This window comes from Alteribacter salitolerans (assembly GCF_016901055.1).
Taxonomy (GTDB): Bacteria; Bacillota; Bacilli; order Bacillales; family Salisediminibacteriaceae; genus Alteribacter; species Alteribacter keqinensis.
This window is the reverse complement of record NZ_JAFEUX010000001.1, coordinates 407,253-423,708: the sequence shown is the minus strand read 5'-3', so window position 1 is coordinate 423,708 and position 16,456 is coordinate 407,253. Positions and strand designations below refer to the sequence as shown.

Genomic DNA, 16,456 nt, shown 5'->3' with positions numbered 1-16,456 from the left:
GAAAGGATTGTTGAATAATGCTAGTTTTCAGGTTATAGTTGACGTAAATGCGACAACTATTAATTTGTTGATGTTTTTTTATCAACTTTAAGCCGGTTGATATCATTGGAGGTGATTAAAATGAAACCTGCAGTATGTTTTGCGATTGACATAAAGAAATCTTCAATCGTAAATAAACAGCAGCTGATGAAAACTTTAAAGCTGTGTAAAGAAAAATTGAACCGTCAGTTTAAAAAAAATATCATCGTACCATTCGATATCCGGGGCGGGGATGAGATGATTGGGGCATTGACTGCTTTTTCACAGGTCAGACCGGTTATCGAGCAAATGACAGAAACGCTGGAAAGCGGAGGACTTTCATTTTATTTAGGAGTAGGAATCGGATATGTGGAAAATAATGAAACGTCGATTCATACCGTTAACGGAAGTGCAGTCCTTCAAGCCTTGTCAGCAAGGGATGATGAATTGAAGCAAAAAGGTGAGGAAGGGAAGGTATGGCAGCAGGGGGCTCGGAGCGCAGTCTTTTTCTCTTCTGAAGAAGCTCCTGCTTCTTCATTGAACAGCCTGTATTTAACGATTCTCGAAAAGAAACATGCGTGGACGAAAAAACAACGGGAAGCAATTTCATTTTTAGAAACAAATCCGGATTATACATTCGAAAAAGCAGGAAAAGAACTTGGTTACAAATCACCGAAATCCACCGTTAGTTACTTGCTGGCACGCTCTCAATATCTTAGAGTAAAGGCGATGGAAAAAAGCTTCGATGATCTGCTGATTTATATTGGCGAAAAGCTGGAAGACAGGAGGGGATAGGGTGTGGCTATGGATTTTGTTCGGTCATCTGCTCTGTGATTTTTTGTTCCAGAGTGACAGACTGATCGATCTAAAGAGAAAAAATATCATAAAAGGGCTCCTTGCCCACAGTTTCATTCACGTTAATGTTTATGTTGTGCTCCTTATGGTCTACTGGTTTATTTATGGGGGCAGTATTTCCCTTATCCTTTTGGCAGCAGCGCTCATTGCAATTATTCACTTTTTCATAGATTACCTGAAAATCAGACTCGTTTCTCTAAATCAGGCAACGCCATATCAGGCAGGGTTATTTGTACTGGACCAGGTTTTTCACGTGATATCCATTTTACTTGTTTTGACCCTCCTTGGTTTAGGTTCGTTTTCCTTCAGTGGTATTTATGACGGTATTGTTTTGTTTTCTGCTGGTGCTTATCCGTGGGAAACAATGGAGAGAGTGGTTGCCCTGGGCTGTATCATTGTCATTGGAACATACGGAGCGGGATACTTTCTGGGGATTCTCTTGAAAGACTTCACACCAAAAGATGATATTCAGAAAAATCATTACACGATTGCAAATGAAAAGACAGAAGTCAGAACAAGATTTCTGCCTAACGGGGAAAAAGAGTCTGAAATGGTTTCTGTGAAAACAGAGCAGTTGTTTAAAGATTCTCCCCAGAAAATAGGAAGGTATATCGGGATGCTTGAAAGGCTGCTTATTATTTTTCTCCTTCTTGTTCAGCTTCCTCATGGACTGGCCTTTCTGGCAGCTTTGAAGTCCCTCACCAGATTCAAGCAGTTTGATAACAAACAGTTCGCAGAGTATTATTTAATCGGAACTTTTTCAAGCTCGTTAATCGGTATTGTCCTTGGGGTACTGGCCCTTGGGGTTTTACAATAGAAGTTCATTGGTTGAGAATGAGACTCAAAAGGTAGAAAAGCGACCTTCTGAGTCTCCTTTCTTTTTAGAAGGTTAACAGAAACCAAAACCGATCATAAAAGGTGGATGTTATGCAGTAATTCAGAATTTACAGGGATACAAGAGGGGTTGCTTCCAGTATCCGTACTTTTATTCCATTAAGGAAACCCGCTTGTTTTTCATTTAACTGAGTTGTATCCCATTTTTTGTTCAACACTCCGTAGAGCTCGCAATCCCTGAACATCATCAGGACCTCAAGGTCGTTCAGGCAGCCGGGGGGAAGAGTGCTTAACTGCTCATAACCCTTGAGAAAGTAAAATAAAAACCTTCCCGCCTCTTCGTCACGAGTCTTTTTATCAGAAATATGAAGAAGTGAATAGTAAAGTGGAATGGCCAGATCACTTGCGAGATAATGATAGCCCGCATCATCGAAGTCGAAAATGAACACTTCACGTCCGTCGAAAAAGAAATTGCCTGAATGAATATCAGAATGAATCAGTCCGTACGTCTCGGGTGTTTGAGGAATACTCCTCGTCTTTTGTACCACATGGTTCACTCGCTTCTTAATCAAACCATCGTCCGGAAGATAGGGGTCAAACTGACTGGAAAAGGAAGATATAAGATCAGAACGCTTTGGAATTTCCGGTGGCTTTGAATATCTTTTTGTAATGTGGTGAAGCTTGCCGGTGGCTTTACCCCAGGCAGTCAGGAGGGAAGGGTTATGAAGCTCTTTTTTTATGTCTACCGAGTTTCCTTTTGCTTTTTCAAACATACATACAAAGAATGTGTTACGGTCATCTGCTATGATTTTTTCAATCATGTTGTTATGTAACGAAGGAAGGGGACCGCACACATCAGCGCTGTTGCTCTTTAAATACATCAGCCAGTGGAGTTCACTTTCAATTTCCACGGCTGTACGGTGACTGCTGTGTGTAAACCGGACGATAACCGGCTGATCTCCAAGTGAGCCTTCAAACACATAATTCTCAAAATCCCCGAGTTTCTTTTTACTGATAACACCAAATTGCGCAAGACCTTCGGACAGTATGCTTTCTGTAAAGAGCTCGTCAATGTATTTTTCCAATTGATTTCCTCCTTGTTCCTGTTTGCTGTATTATAACTGAGACTGGAAAAACTTCAAAGGTATTTTTAATTTACATAATAAAATTATGGTAACTAATAATTAAAAACCGGCACCCTCTGAGAGAGGAGTGCCGGTTATTTACAAGCTTATTTTTTTGCTGCCTGAAGTTCCACGTATTCATCGTAAGTGATTTCTTTATCAAATACGCCTTCTTCTTTGATTTCAATAACGCGGTTGGCAATAGACTGGTTAAACTGGTGGTCATGGGATGTGAAGATCATGGCACCTTTGAAATTAATCAGCCCGTTATTGAGTGCTGTAATGGACTCAAGGTCAAGGTGGTTCGTAGGATCGTCAAGTAGAAGAACGTTGGATCCTGAAAGCATCATCTTTGATAGCATACAACGTACTTTTTCTCCTCCGGATAATACACTTGCTTTTTTCTTTGCTTCCTCACCGGAGAAGAGCATACGGCCCAGGAAGCCTCGAATAAACGTTTCGGTCTGATCTTCCGGGGAATACTGGCGCAGCCAGTCAACCAGGTTCATTTCGTTTCCTTCAAAGTACTTGGAGTTATCCCGAGGGAAGTAAGCCTGGCTTGTTGTAATGCCCCATTTATATTCACCGCTGTCAGGCTCTATTTCACCCATGAGAATTTTCATCAGGGTTGTATTGGCAATTTCATTATCACCTACAAGAGCAATTTTATCTTCACGGTTCATAATGAAGCTTACATTGTTGAGTACTTTAACTCCGTCAATGGTTTTTGTAAGTCCTTTTACCTGGAGGACGTCGTTACCGATTTCGCGCTCAGGCTTAAACGCCACATAAGGATACTTACGTGAAGAAGGTTTAATGTCATCAAGTTCGATTTTATCAAGGAGCTTCTTACGGGAAGTTGCCTGCTTCGATTTCGAAGCATTGGCACTGAAGCGTGCGATAAAGTTCTGAAGTTCTTTGACTTTTTCTTCTTTCTTTTTGTTCTGATCCTGCTGCATTTTAAGGGCAAGCTGACTGGATTCGTACCAGAAATCATAGTTACCTACATAAATCTGGAGCTTTCCAAAGTCAAGGTCAGCGATGTGCGTACAGACCTTATTAAGGAAGTGACGGTCGTGGGACACAACGATGACGGTGTTATCAAAGTTAATCAGGAATTCCTCAAGCCACTTAATGGCTTTAATGTCCAGGTGGTTTGTAGGCTCATCCAAAAGAAGGACATCAGGGTTGCCGAAAAGAGCCTGTGCAAGAAGGACTTTTACTTTTTCTCCACCAGTAAGGTCAGCCATTTGCTTTTGATGCAATTCTTCACCGATTCCAAGACCGCTCAATAATACTGCAGCGTCAGACTCGGCTTCCCAACCGTTAAGTTCTGCAAATTCTCCTTCGAGTTCGGCTGCTTTCATGCCGTCTTCATCAGAGAAGTCTTCTTTCATATAGATAGCGTCTTTTTCTTTCATAACTTCATGAAGTCTCGCGTGGCCCATAATAACCACGTCAAGCACGGTGAACTCTTCATATTCAAAGTGATTCTGCTTCAGTACCGCCATCCGGTGATTCGGCGGCAGGCTTACGTCACCTGTCTGTGCTTCAAGCTCTCCGGAAAGTATTTTAAGAAATGTCGATTTACCGGCACCGTTGGCACCAATTAGGCCGTAGCAGTTCCCGGGTGTGAATTTAATATTTACATCTTCAAAAAGCTTGCGATCACCAAATCGCAAACTAACGTTTGATACATTAATCATTTTTCCTCATCCTTTTACAATACAAAGTCTAGAAAAGTATAACATTTTCACTGGCGAAAAGCGATTAAGGTATAAAAAAACATTCATTCTTATTTTCAATGCACGCAATTTGAAGTAAGATGGATGACAAAGAAACAGCAATAATGCAAAGAATGTGTTAAAATTGACAAAGTACAGCAAGGTTAAGCGTTTTCATTCTACATAAACATACGACAAGGGGTCATTCAGCATGATTTCAAATCATCCTATACATAAGCAGTACTCTCCTTATATAACATTGCAGAAGGAAGAATGGGCATCTTTGAGTCCAGGCTCTGTACAGCCTCTTTCTGCAAAAGAAATAGAAGCGCTTCAGGGAATAAATGAAAACATCTCACTCGATGAAGTATCGAGTGTCTATCTTCCTCTGTCGAGGTTAATCAACCTTTATACAACGGCTTCGCAGGATCTGCATTCCGTTACCAATCTGTTTCTCCATAAAAAGACAAATAAAGTCCCGTACGTCATAGGTATGGCGGGCAGTGTGGCTGTTGGAAAAAGCACAACGGCAAGACTCATACAGGCCCTTTTGTCCCGGTGGCCAAACCACCCGAAAGTGGAACTGATTACAACTGATGGTTTTCTTCACCCAAACCGTGTCCTGGAAGAACGGGGAATAATGAACCGAAAAGGGTTCCCTGAAAGTTACGACACCGCAAAACTGATAAACTTCCTTGCAGATTTAAAATCTGGGAAAGAAGAAGTGAGTGCACCTGTTTATTCCCATCTTGTCTACGATATCGTAGAAGGTGAGAAACAGACTGTCACCCAGCCGGATATCGTCATTGTGGAAGGGATTAATGTGTTACAGGTAGCCAATGACGGAAGGGAAATCCCTGAAGTATTCGTATCGGATTTCTTCGATTTCTCCATTTATGTTGATGCTCTTGAAGAAGATATTTTTAACTGGTATATCGAACGGTTTAAAACCCTTAGAAACACCGCTTTTCAGAACCCTCAATCCTATTTCAAAAGATACGCCGGTCTTAGTGATGAGGAAGCCACCGCAATCGCGACGAAAATCTGGAAAGATATTAACGAGGTCAATTTATACAACAACATTCTCCCTACGAAACACAGAGCCGATCTTATTTTAAGAAAAGGCAAACATCATTCTGTGGAACACATTCATTTAAGAAAGATTTAAGTGTGATTATTTACCATTTTCATATGTGAGGCTGATTCCGGTGACTAAATGCACTGTGGATCAGCCTCTTTGGGTTTAATTGTGAAAAACAGGGTATTTATTAACTAATCAAACAGTCATACTTCATTACCTTCATTATCAATGATTAGCGCTTAATAGATTATAGGAGGGATTGGCTTGGATAAAGAAAAAGTGGAAAACCTTAAAACGACACTGGAAGTGGTGTGCGGGAAATGGAAAGGAATCATTCTGCTTGAACTTGTCGGCCGCACACTCAGGTTCAATGAGCTGAAAACAGAACTTCACGAAGCATCTCATCAAACACTTATTAAACAGCTAAAAGAACTCGAAGCAGATGGTCTCATTGAGCGCAAAGCCTATCCGGTCGTACCGCCTAAGGTGGAATATTCCCTTACTCCATACGGAAGAGAGCTGGAATCGATGCTTGAAGATATGGTGGAATGGGGAATGCGGCACCGTTCCGGGGAAAAACAAAAAGAATATTCGTAAAAAAGAGGTGTGATTCAACTGTTGAATCACACCTCTTTTTTAATTTGAAGGCCACTTTGAAATAGAATTGAATTCAACTGCGATGAGCTGTGCTGTAAAATTCCCAGGAACAGTATAACCAATCAAAAAAAAGACCAGATGTGCCCTATGGTGCAAATTTAATTATCATGGTGTTTTTTCGTAAAAATTGCTGCTTTAACTTAATAAAGATAATGGAGTCTGAGTGCCTGAGATTCCTGTGGCGGTGAGGGCCAGGAAAGACCCCACAGGACGCAGTCTGAGAAGGCATGCCGGCCCGCCACAAAAAGCAAAGGGCACGCACGCTGTGTCTTTATTTTCTGAAAAAGTAATATACATTCTGTATATGATCGTAATTAATGTAAAATGTGTTGATTTGCAGCACTCCTCCGGGAGTGCTGCACGTTTACATGACGGATGAGTTTCGAGTCGCTTTGACGAAGAAAACTGCGAAGCATTAAAGGCAGCGAAAACCTGGTTCCCTATACAAGTTACCGCGCAGGAGGTCTGAGCCTAAAGTCTGACACAAAAGAAAAACAAATAAAACGGGGTTGAATTTAGCACAAATTAAATACAAATTTAAACTTTGATGAATTAAGACAATTACAATACAAATAATAAAACCCGCATGAATGGATGGTCCACTCAATGACTCAGAGTCCATTCCGGACTGAAATTATATCAGAAAAACATGTTTTATTCTTTATAAAGAACGAAATTATTCCGGTAAACCAATTCCAGGGTCTTTGCATAACTAAATTGATAGAGACAACTGGCCGTGTTCCTGAATAAGATGTAGGTAAAGAGTGCAGGCGGCTGGAGGGATGTACATTTGAGCAGGTATCTTGACTATATGAATAGGAATGCTCAGCAGCAGGAAGGGGAAGTTATACAACTCATTAAGGCGGAATCTCCTACCTATAAAAAAAATCTTGTAGACAAATGTGGAAGTTTATTAATGAAGCTCTTCGAGAATCATTTTATGACAAAGGGCAGATTGTACCCGCAAAAACATCGCGGAGATCACTTCCGTGTAAATATCGGAACAGGCTGGAAACGCATTTTGATCCTTGTGCATTTTGATACAGTTTGGGATGAAGGGCGTCTTACTACGTACAAGAAAGATGGCAGACTTTACGGACCTGGAGCAATTGATATGAAAGGTGGTATTATCCAGGCAATGTGGGCTGTAAAAGCTCTTTTTGAACTCGGTGGTATGGATGATAAGGAAATCGTATTTTTGTGTACGTCTGACGAAGAAGTTGGAAGTCAGACTTCAAGAAATATTATTGAACGAGAAGCCAGACTGAGTGATGCTGTTCTTGTAATGGAACCTCCGGTATCTGGGTCGGGTGCTATTAAAACGTCCCGGAGTGGAGTGGGGTTTTACGAATACAGTATTCTCGGAAAGAGTTCCCATGCGGGCAGTAATCATCATGAGGGCAGAAGTGCAATAAAAGAGCTGGCACACCAGGTTCTCTATCTGGAGTCTCTAACGGACTATATGAAAGGAACTACAGTGAATGTCGGGGTTGTTAATGGCGGCACCAGGTTAAATGTTGTGCCTGAATTTTCCAGGGCGCATATTGATTTCAGGGTGAAAACCAGTGAAGAGGCAGGCAGGATTATGTCAATTGCAGGGTTCCCGACTCCGGTATTGGACGGGACATCGATTTTTGTTACCGGAGGCTTAAACCGGCCGCCTATGGAACGTAATGAAAAAGGGGTATTATTATTTGAAAAAGTGAAAGCTGCAGGAAAGAAAGTCGGTCTGGAAATAGAGGAGGCACATGCAGGTGGAGGCAGTGATGGAAATTTCACGGCTGCTCTCGGGATTCCGACCGTTGACGGGCTGGGGAGTGTGGGGGATGGTGCCCATGCTGAACACGAACATCTTCTATTAAAGGAGCTTCCTGTAAGAACTGCAATGCTCGCTCATTTTATAGAAGACTTATAAAGGCTGTTTCAAAAGGCATATTATCCCTCTGAAACAGCCTTTTATTTACTGTTTTATGAAAACGTTAAGAATGTTTTTATAGAAAGTGTTGATGGGAGCGCATTAGGCGGAATTCAACACCTGTGTTTAAAGGAGGCTTTGAAAAGCAGCCTTTAATCACGTGTAACTTTTTTCTACTTCATCCACGAGGCTTCCTACATAAGATACAGCTTCACGGATCGCGGCCGGGTTTGACAGGTCTGCTCCGGCGTGGGAAAGAAGTTCGAGAGGTTTCATCGTACCTCCTGACTTTAACACGTGAAGCCACCTGTCAACTGCCGGCTGTCCCTCATCTTTAATCATTTTTGCGACAAGGGTGGAAGCGGTAAGACCGGCTGAATACGTGTAAGGGTACAAGCCCATATAGTAGTGCGGCTGCCTCATCCAAGTAAGTGCGTCCCTATCATCAAAACTCACTGTATCACCCCAGAACCCTTTTAATACGTCCAGTTTAACTGCTGATAGTGAATCTGCAGTCAGTGCCTCGTTGTTTTCGGCCATCGTATAAACCCGTCTCTGAAATTCACCTTCCAGAAGGTGGGTGACAAAATTGTGGTAATACGTACCGAGAAGCTGGAGGATAACCCAGCGCTTCATTTGAGCCTCAGAAGACTTTTTAATCAGGTGATCGGCTAGAAGGAGTTCATTAAGGGTGGATGGAGCTTCAACGAAATATGTCGAAGGCCGCACATTTGAGATTTGCTGATATTTGTTGGCCAGGTAGAAGTGGCCTGCATGACCGAGCTCGTGTGTCAGGATAAACGTTCCCCTCATCATGTCAGTCCAAGTCAGAAGGATGTAGGGATGGGAGGCATAAGGACTGGAGCAGAATGCTCCTGTCATTTTGCCGTCATTTTCAGCTTTGTCCACCCACCGGTCATTCAGCCCTTGTTTCATAATGTCCATATACTCCGGACCCATAACTTCCAATGATTCCAGGATCATTTTACAGGCTTCATCATACGTCACCTCCGGGTTGAAGGAGGGCTCGAGAGGCGCTTTTAAATCACAGAACCTGATTTCGTCAAGACCTGACTGCTGCTTTTTCAATTTCATTAGCCGCTGCATGTGCGGGGCAAGTTCTTTATAAATGATGTTCAGCTGATTTTCGTACATCTCAACAGAAACATCCTGGGGATGCAAAAGCATCTCAGTGACGGAATTGTAACCGCGGATCTTTGAAAGCGTGACCTGCTTGGTCACTTCTTTTGCGTAACCTGCGGCGTATGTATTTTTGTATTTTTGCAACCCATTTGTAAAAGATTCGTAAGCGTTTCTGCGGGTTACAGGATCAGCACTCAGCTCAAACCGGTCTTCGTATGATGCGAAAGTCAAGGATTGTTCCTCGTTGTTTCCATCCAGGAATGTGTCAAATGACATATCGCTCGACTTGCTCTGAGAATAGATGGCATATGGAGCTGCATGCAGGGCAGACAAAGATGCTAATACTTTTTCTGTTTCAGGTGAGAGGGTGTGCTCTTTGCGGTCTTCAAGATCCATGAGGTTCTTTTTGTAAACAAGGAGATCCGGTTCTTCATTAAGGTATTCTCCGATTTTTCCGTCGGGAAATTGAAGGACCTCTGAATCGATAAAGCTGAGAGAGGCGTCAAATCCAGCTAATATATCATACACTTTTGCGTAATTTCCCTGATTAACCGGGTCTGACCCGTCTTCTGCCAGCTTCAGGCTTGCGTATGTTGCTGCTTTGTACGCTCTCTCGATAAACGCATCTCTCGCTTGAAGACACATTAAAAGTGTTTTTGCGCTGTGGTTCAGGCGTCCTGAAAATCGGGTGACTTCGGAAATGTCACTATTCAATCTGTTCAGTTCTTCTTTCCACGTTTTTTCACTGGAAAAAAGGTCTGATAAGTCCCATGTCTGGCTTTCCGGAACACTCTTTCTGGTCCTTTTTTGTCCTTTTACTGCTTCCATTTTTTGTTCCTCCTGTCGATTGCGGTGATTGATTTAATTATACACAAGTCACCGGGGGTTTGTGCGATTATTCAGAATAATGATTCTATTATAATGGAAAAGTTGAAATACAGCCGGATTCATTTTATGATAGAAAAAGTTATCATATGAAAAGATGGATATTGGAGGATAAGTACTTGGGACATAAACTCAGAGAATGTTTGTCGCTCGATGTTATTATTCAGGCGATGGATTACACCAGAGCAGGTGTTATTATTACAGACCCGGATTTGGATGATAATCCGATTGTATATGCGAACAAATCTTTCGGCGCCATTACAGGATATGATCCGGAAGAATATCTCGGTAAAAACTGCAGATTTTTGCAGGGGGGAGGGACCTCATCAGAAGCCATAAAGGATATAAAGAAGGGGCTTATGAATAAAAGACCGGTTTCCGTAACACTTAAGAACTACCGTAAAAGCGGGGAAGCCTTCTGGAATGAACTCCACATTGATCCGGTCTATGTAAAAGAAGAAGAGAAGTATTATTTTATAGGTGTTCAAAAAGATATTTCCGAGTTAAAAGATTCGCAGGCTAAAATAAAAGGGTATCTTGAAGAGGTGTCGAGGCTCTCCACACCTATCGTTCCAATTGAGGACGGGGTCTCGGTACTGCCGTTAATCGGAAATGTAGATGAAGAAAGACTCGAAATTATCCTTCAAAATATTACTGCGGCTGTGTCGGCAACGAAAGACCATACGCTTATCCTGGACCTGTCGGGACTGAGCGATATTAACGAGCATGTGATCAGAGGCATATTCAACTTGAACGAGCTTCTGAGACTTTTAGGTACCCGTTTAATTATTACCGGTATTTCAACCAGACTTGCTATTAAAGCAACACACCTACAGATAGATTTATCTGAGATCTCAACCTTTTCCACCGTAAAAGAAGCCATTACGTCAAAATGAAAATTCTAACTCAAAAGGGACATCTGCCTTGTTTTGCGGCAAATGTCCCTTTTTTATTTGATTTCCAACGGTACGGAAAGGAGAAATTGTATTGACACCCATTTGTGAACTGTCATATACTAATGAAAGTAATCCCGAGTAAGATGATAAGGATTAATTGTTTTGTCCAGGAGGTTTAGTAATGGAGCGAGTAATGATTAAGAATGTAGAGAAAACATTCGTCTCTGATGATAAGGAAAAAAAGTCATTTACCGTTTTCGATGATATATCGCTTGATGTGAGTCCGGGTGAGTTTGTATCTCTTCTCGGCCCGTCGGGATGCGGTAAGTCCACGCTGTTAAATATTGTTGCCGGGCTGGACCGGGCGACAAACGGCGAAGTGAAAGTGGGTGACACGAATGTCACAGGGCCTGGATCGGACAGAGGGGTTGTGTTTCAGGAAGCAGCGTTAATGCCCTGGCTGAATGTTATTGACAACGTAAAGTTTGCACTTAGGAAAAAAATGAATAAAGAAGATGCTCATAAAGAAGCGGAGAAATATTTAAAACTTGTTCACCTGAGTAAATTCATGGACGCTTTTCCCCATGAATTATCAGGCGGAATGAAACAACGTGTTGCAATAGCCAGAGCTTTGGCAATGAATCCGAAAATTCTGCTGATGGATGAACCATTCGGAGCTCTTGATGAACAGACACGATCCATGCTTCATAAAGAAGTCCAGTTCATCTGGGAAGAAACGAAAAAAACGATTCTTTTTGTCACTCATAATATCAGAGAAGCGATCCTCTTATCAGATCGTATTGTCTTAATGGGTACACGTCCGGGGGGGATCAGGAAAGTTTATCCTGTGGATCTGCCCAGACCAAGGACACCTGCTTCAGAAGAATTTATTAAGCTTGAACAAGATATCATGTCCATTTTGGGCGGTGAAATAGAGAAAGTGATGAGGGAGGAAATGGGAGATGACTTCAACAGCCAGAAGGCTTCTCTTCTTTACGGCACTAATCGTAATATGGGAGATCATATTTAGAGTTAATTTACAGACGAATTTTTGGGCCACAACATTATTTCCGTCTCCTATTGGAGCTGTCGAGCAATTATACCGTGGTTTTTTTGAAACAGGAATTTTACGTGTAGCCCTTCTTGAGAGTATGCAGCGAATTTCATTAGGGTTTGTTTTGGCCGTTATTATCGGCGGAGTTCTCGGTGTCCTTCTTGCTACATCTAAACTGGCAGACGAAACACTGGGTTCCCTTGTTATTGCACTACAGCCAGTTCCAAGTATTGTATGGCTTCCGATTGCCCTTATGATGTTCCAGGGTGGCGGAGGAGCGATTCTGTTCGTTGTCGTTCTTGGTGGTACTTGGGCGATGACTCTCAATATGAGAATGGGTATTAAAAATGTCCAGCCCATATTGATAAGAGCAGCCAGAACAATGGGGTACAAAAAGACAGAACTCGTCTGGAAAGTCATGTTGCCTGCATCCATTCCATCAGCATTGACCGGTGCACGTCTCGCCTGGGCATTCGGATGGCGGGCATTGATGGCGGCAGAACTGATTGGTCGGGGAGGTCTCGGCAGAACACTGATGGATGCCCGTGATTTTTACAATATGGATTTGGTGGTAGCCATTATGTTTATTATTTCTGCGATCGGCTTGACGGTAGAGTACTTTATCTTTAGTAAGGTAGAAAAACGAGTATTATCACGCTGGGGTCTGAATACAAGTAATTCGTAAAAAAGAAGGGGGATTCAAATGAATAAAATTCTGGGTTTGGCAAGTGTGGGAGCATTGATGCTCCTTGCAGCGTGTGGCACAGGCGGAAGTTCATCTTCAGATGAGGTCAATATCGGGTATTTCCCGAACCTCGATCATGCTGCGGCAATTGTGGGTATGGAAAAAGGGTATTTTGAAGAAGAAATGACAGAAAGTGACGTAGATTTTGTGAATTTTCCAAACGGAAATGACTTTATCGATGCTTTGAGTACAGGAAACATTGATATGGGGTATGTCGGTCCGGGGCCGGCTATTAACTATTTCCTTCAAGGTGGAGACGTTGTGGTTATTGGAGCTGCAGCGAACGGAGCTACACTGATTGTGTCAAGGGAAGACTCCGGTATTCACACTCTGGAAGACCTTGATGGTCATTCCTTTTGCACACCGGGGAACGGATGTACACATAATGTCCAGCTCGAAATTATGCTTGAAGGCATCGGACTGAAATCAAATCGGCTGGGCGGAACCGTTGAACATCAGTCACGGGTGGCACCTGCCAATATGGTTGCCATGTTTGAGCAAGGTGACATTGATGCAGCAGCAGCTCCCGAACCTTGGGGTACGCTTCTCGTTGAAGAACACAACGCGAATGTTGTTGTAGAGTGGGATGAAGTATTCTTAGGTCAGGAACTGGCGAGTGTAGTCATTGTAACCACGAATGACTTTCTGGAAAATAATCCTGAAGCAGTAGAGCAGGCATTGCGCGCACATAAACGCGCTGTGGACTATACTGAGGAAAATACTGAAGATACGTTGAAAACAATCAACGATTCTCTATATAACCTTACTCAGACAAGACTTCCTGAAACAGTACTTGAAAATGCATGGGAGCGTATGGTGGTAACAACAGAAACCCATGCGGATGCACTCCAGTACTGGGCTACAGCTTCCTATGAACTCAATTTCATTGAGGATGAGCCTGATCTTGACGGGTTTGTCGACACATCCATTCTTGACCGTATTACAGAAGAATAGAAACAAAAGCCGTCCAAAAGGGCGGCTTTTGTTGAATGGGCTGCCCTGAAAATACAATTTGGGGGCTTTCATTCTCAGCATCTTACCGATGTTCTCAGCTTCGTTAAACGGAATACGCTACCTTTCCGCGACTTGCGCCGAGCCTCCTCATTGAGAGGGAAGCTACTCAAACACTTTAGGGCTCTGATTGCAACTTGAAGTGGGTTTTGATTTTTTCATGTGCTAAAGGTCATTGTGGTTATAAAAGAATGTTGATTGGAGCGAATTCCGTGGAGACCCGGTCAAGCACAAGACTTGCTTCATGAATAAGCCTCGAGTTGCTTCGACGCATATTTCTTCAGAGCCTGGCTGGCAGAGAGGAAGGAGCAGCATGCTGAAGATCGAGCCGCCCGCGGAAAGTGCAATGAGCGTAGATCAACACCTAACTTTTTCGAGCCTATTTAAAAGAAGATGGGGAGGCATTATTATCGGACTTTGACTTTTTCAGTGCCCTCAAGATGTAAGATCTCGCCTGTCTCGCACTTCGGCGGGAGTCTAGCTTGTTCCATTCAACTCCAAAGCGTTGCGAACCGGAGGATATAAAATACCATGCCGAAAACAGAGCGCATGTCTATTTTTATGTTCCGTGGCAGGAATAAGCTAGCATGGGTGACTGTGTCAAAGATCGAGGTTAAGTGATAAAATTTGTGAAGTGTCGCGATTTCTCGGCACTGCTTCGGGAGAATTGCAGGCCAGGGAGACCGGACTTGTGCCGGGGTGGCTCCCGAACCGCGCGAGGAAATAAAGCAGAAGTCAATACCGGAAATTTAAAAGCGTTCAATAAAATATTAAAAAATAACCAAAGAAACCCCTATAAAAATTGACAGTTTATTCTGACATTAAACGACTGTTTAAATAGTGTTGCGTGGGCGACTCTTTATCTTTCCTATGTTAAACTGATACAGTGATAATTAAATGAAGATATCAGGTGATGTTTATGACTAGACGAGTTGAAGTGGCAACCTTTGCCGGAGGCTGTTTCTGGTGCATGGTGAAACCATTTGATGAGCTGCCGGGAATTATTGAGGTTCAATCAGGATATACCGGAGGACACGTTAAAAACCCTTCATACAAAGAAGTAAAACAAGGGGATACAGGTCATTTCGAAGCTGTAAAAATAACGTATGATCCATCTCTGTTTTCCTATGAGAGCCTTCTGGAATTATACTGGCCTCAAATAGATCCCACTGATGCAGAAGGGCAGTTTATTGACCGGGGACCTCAGTATAGAACGGCTATTTTTTATCATTCCTATGAACAAAAAACAGCTGCAGAAAAATCAAAGCAGCGAGTCGAAGAAAACGGACCGTTTAATAAACCTGTTGTAACAGAGATATTACCGGCCGAGGTTTTTTATCCTGCAGAAGAAATGCATCAGAAGTTTTATAAAAAAAACCCTGATAGATATAAACAGGAACGTGTTAATTCAGGCAGGGATGCTTTTATTAATAAGCATTGGAAGTCACCCGGTTTTATTTAACACCAATTGAGGAATAGTAAGGATATCTTTCTCAAGGAGTGGTGACAGTTATGAATGAACATGCGCTTAAGGACAGAATTATTTCTCTGCTTGACTCCCATAAAGTAGGCACACTGGCTACAGTGAGAAATAACCGGCCGAATTCCAGGTATATGACCTTTTTTAATGACGGTTTAATGCTTTATACACCAACGAATAAAGAAACACACAAGGCAGAGGATATCCGGGAAAACCCTTACGTTCATATTCTCTTAGGCTATGAAGGAGAAGGTTATGAAGACCCTTATCTTGAAATCGAGGGAAAAGTGGAAATTAAAGATGATAATGAGATGAAAGAAAAAGTCTGGAGTGACCGTATGTCAAAATGGTTTGACGGCCCCCGTGATCCGGAATTTGTATTGTTGCAGGTTACGCCTTCCGCAATCCGTCTGATGAATGACGGAGAAGAAACACCAGATACACTTGAACTATAATTTAATTTGGAAGCCGCCCGTAAGGTAAACCCCTTTCGGGCGGCTTTTCTAGTGTGACTGGGACGCCGGCACAGATTTGTTATGGAAATCAGCATCTAATCTAATCAGTTAAAAATATTTAAAAATTGTGAACATATTGTTTTTACACAGGAAGAAGCCTCCCTGTTATGGAAGATGGAATCATCTGAAGTGAGCAGGAGGAATGAAGATGAAAGACTGGTTTGGTGACATTTGTAAGAAACATGAAAAAGCCGGCGACTTCGACCATCTCGAAGGTAAAGGAAAACCGCTGAAACGGGAGCTGCTTGAGGGGGATGTGCTTGACCGCACGATTAAGGCAGCAAACTTTGTGCCTGAATGGGTGCAGAAAAGAAAAGAAGTGGTCACTGAGATGGAAAAGGTGATTCGCCTGAAAGAACATATGGATGAAGAAGTATTCGAGGAGAGGGTTGAGACCATTAATGGTCTTATTAGAAAATACAACCGGAAATGCCCGCCTGTTATGCAAAGAGGTCTTGTCAGTACCGGCAATCTGGAAGAGCGGTACGAAAGCTGGCTTTAATTTCAGAATTGGCAGAC

15 protein-coding genes are annotated in these 16,456 nt (G+C 42.5%); 12 read left to right on the top strand and 3 right to left on the bottom strand.

Annotation, left to right across the window (positions count from 1 at the left end; genetic code table 11):
* The first annotated feature begins 120 nt into the window (after positions 1-120).
* Both JSY36_RS01995 and JSY36_RS01990 read left to right on the top strand, forming a co-directional pair.
* Complete coding sequence (locus tag JSY36_RS01995; RefSeq protein ID WP_122896788.1) at positions 121-813, top strand: SatD family protein; 693 nt, start codon at positions 121-123, stop codon at positions 811-813.
* Position 814: 1 nt separating this feature from the next.
* Positions 815-1,690, top strand: a complete 876-nt coding sequence (locus tag JSY36_RS01990) for a DUF3307 domain-containing protein (protein ID WP_205165031.1) — start codon at positions 815-817, stop codon at positions 1,688-1,690.
* 127 nt (positions 1,691-1,817) lie between these two features.
* Here the strand turns inward: JSY36_RS01990 and JSY36_RS01985 are convergent, their stop codons facing one another.
* Both JSY36_RS01985 and JSY36_RS01980 read right to left on the bottom strand, forming a co-directional pair.
* Entirely contained in the window at positions 1,818-2,792 is a 975-nt protein-coding gene (locus JSY36_RS01985) for a phosphotransferase enzyme family protein (RefSeq protein ID WP_205165030.1), read from the bottom strand.
* Between the two features lie 146 nt (positions 2,793-2,938).
* A complete protein-coding gene (locus JSY36_RS01980; protein WP_205165029.1) occupies positions 2,939-4,537 on the bottom strand; it encodes an ABC-F family ATP-binding cassette domain-containing protein in 1,599 nt (532 codons plus the stop codon).
* Positions 4,538-4,766: 229 nt separating this feature from the next.
* Here JSY36_RS01980 and coaA point away from each other — a divergent pair, with 229 nt between their 5' ends.
* From coaA to JSY36_RS01965, 3 genes are all read left to right on the top strand, one after another.
* Complete coding sequence (gene coaA, locus JSY36_RS01975; protein WP_122896792.1) at positions 4,767-5,723, top strand: type I pantothenate kinase; 957 nt, start codon at positions 4,767-4,769, stop codon at positions 5,721-5,723.
* Between the two features lie 177 nt (positions 5,724-5,900).
* Positions 5,901-6,233: a winged helix-turn-helix transcriptional regulator gene (locus JSY36_RS01970; protein WP_236784390.1), complete on the top strand. Its 333-nt coding sequence runs from the start codon at positions 5,901-5,903 to the stop codon at positions 6,231-6,233.
* A gap of 850 nt (positions 6,234-7,083) precedes the next feature.
* Positions 7,084-8,208, top strand: a complete 1,125-nt coding sequence (locus tag JSY36_RS01965) for a M20 family metallopeptidase (protein WP_236784388.1) — start codon at positions 7,084-7,086, stop codon at positions 8,206-8,208.
* Between the two features lie 156 nt (positions 8,209-8,364).
* Here JSY36_RS01965 and pepF read toward each other — a convergent pair whose 3' ends face one another.
* Positions 8,365-10,179 carry an oligoendopeptidase F gene (gene pepF, locus JSY36_RS01960; RefSeq protein WP_205165028.1) on the bottom strand — a complete coding sequence of 605 codons (1,815 nt, stop codon included), beginning with the start codon at positions 10,177-10,179 and terminating at the stop codon, positions 8,365-8,367.
* 176 nt (positions 10,180-10,355) lie between these two features.
* On the opposite strand from pepF, the gene ytvA reads away from it, so the two are divergent.
* From ytvA to JSY36_RS01925, 7 genes are all read left to right on the top strand, one after another.
* On the top strand, positions 10,356-11,132 hold the full coding sequence (gene ytvA, locus JSY36_RS01955) for a YtvA family blue-light photoreceptor (RefSeq protein WP_236784380.1): 777 nt from the start codon (positions 10,356-10,358) through the stop codon (positions 11,130-11,132).
* Positions 11,133-11,313: 181 nt separating this feature from the next.
* On the top strand, positions 11,314-12,162 hold the full coding sequence (locus JSY36_RS01950; protein ID WP_122896796.1) for an ABC transporter ATP-binding protein: 849 nt from the start codon (positions 11,314-11,316) through the stop codon (positions 12,160-12,162).
* Positions 12,095-12,871, top strand: coding sequence for an ABC transporter permease (locus JSY36_RS01945; RefSeq protein WP_122896797.1), 777 nt, complete (start codon positions 12,095-12,097; stop codon positions 12,869-12,871). Before JSY36_RS01950 ends, JSY36_RS01945 begins: the two co-directional genes overlap by 68 nt.
* Positions 12,872-12,889: 18 nt before the next feature.
* The gene (locus JSY36_RS01940; protein ID WP_205165026.1) at positions 12,890-13,885 is read left to right on the top strand and encodes an aliphatic sulfonate ABC transporter substrate-binding protein; all 996 of its coding nucleotides are present in this window, start codon (positions 12,890-12,892) and stop codon (positions 13,883-13,885) included.
* Between the two features lie 976 nt (positions 13,886-14,861).
* Positions 14,862-15,404 (top strand): peptide-methionine (S)-S-oxide reductase MsrA, encoded by a 543-nt coding sequence (gene msrA, locus JSY36_RS01935; RefSeq protein ID WP_205165025.1) that lies wholly within the window; start codon positions 14,862-14,864, stop codon positions 15,402-15,404.
* Positions 15,405-15,454: 50 nt separating this feature from the next.
* Positions 15,455-15,877, top strand: a complete 423-nt coding sequence (locus JSY36_RS01930) for a pyridoxamine 5'-phosphate oxidase family protein (protein ID WP_122896800.1) — start codon at positions 15,455-15,457, stop codon at positions 15,875-15,877.
* A gap of 208 nt (positions 15,878-16,085) precedes the next feature.
* On the top strand, positions 16,086-16,439 hold the full coding sequence (locus tag JSY36_RS01925; RefSeq protein ID WP_205165024.1) for a DnaJ family domain-containing protein: 354 nt from the start codon (positions 16,086-16,088) through the stop codon (positions 16,437-16,439).
* Positions 16,440-16,456 lie beyond the last annotated feature (17 nt).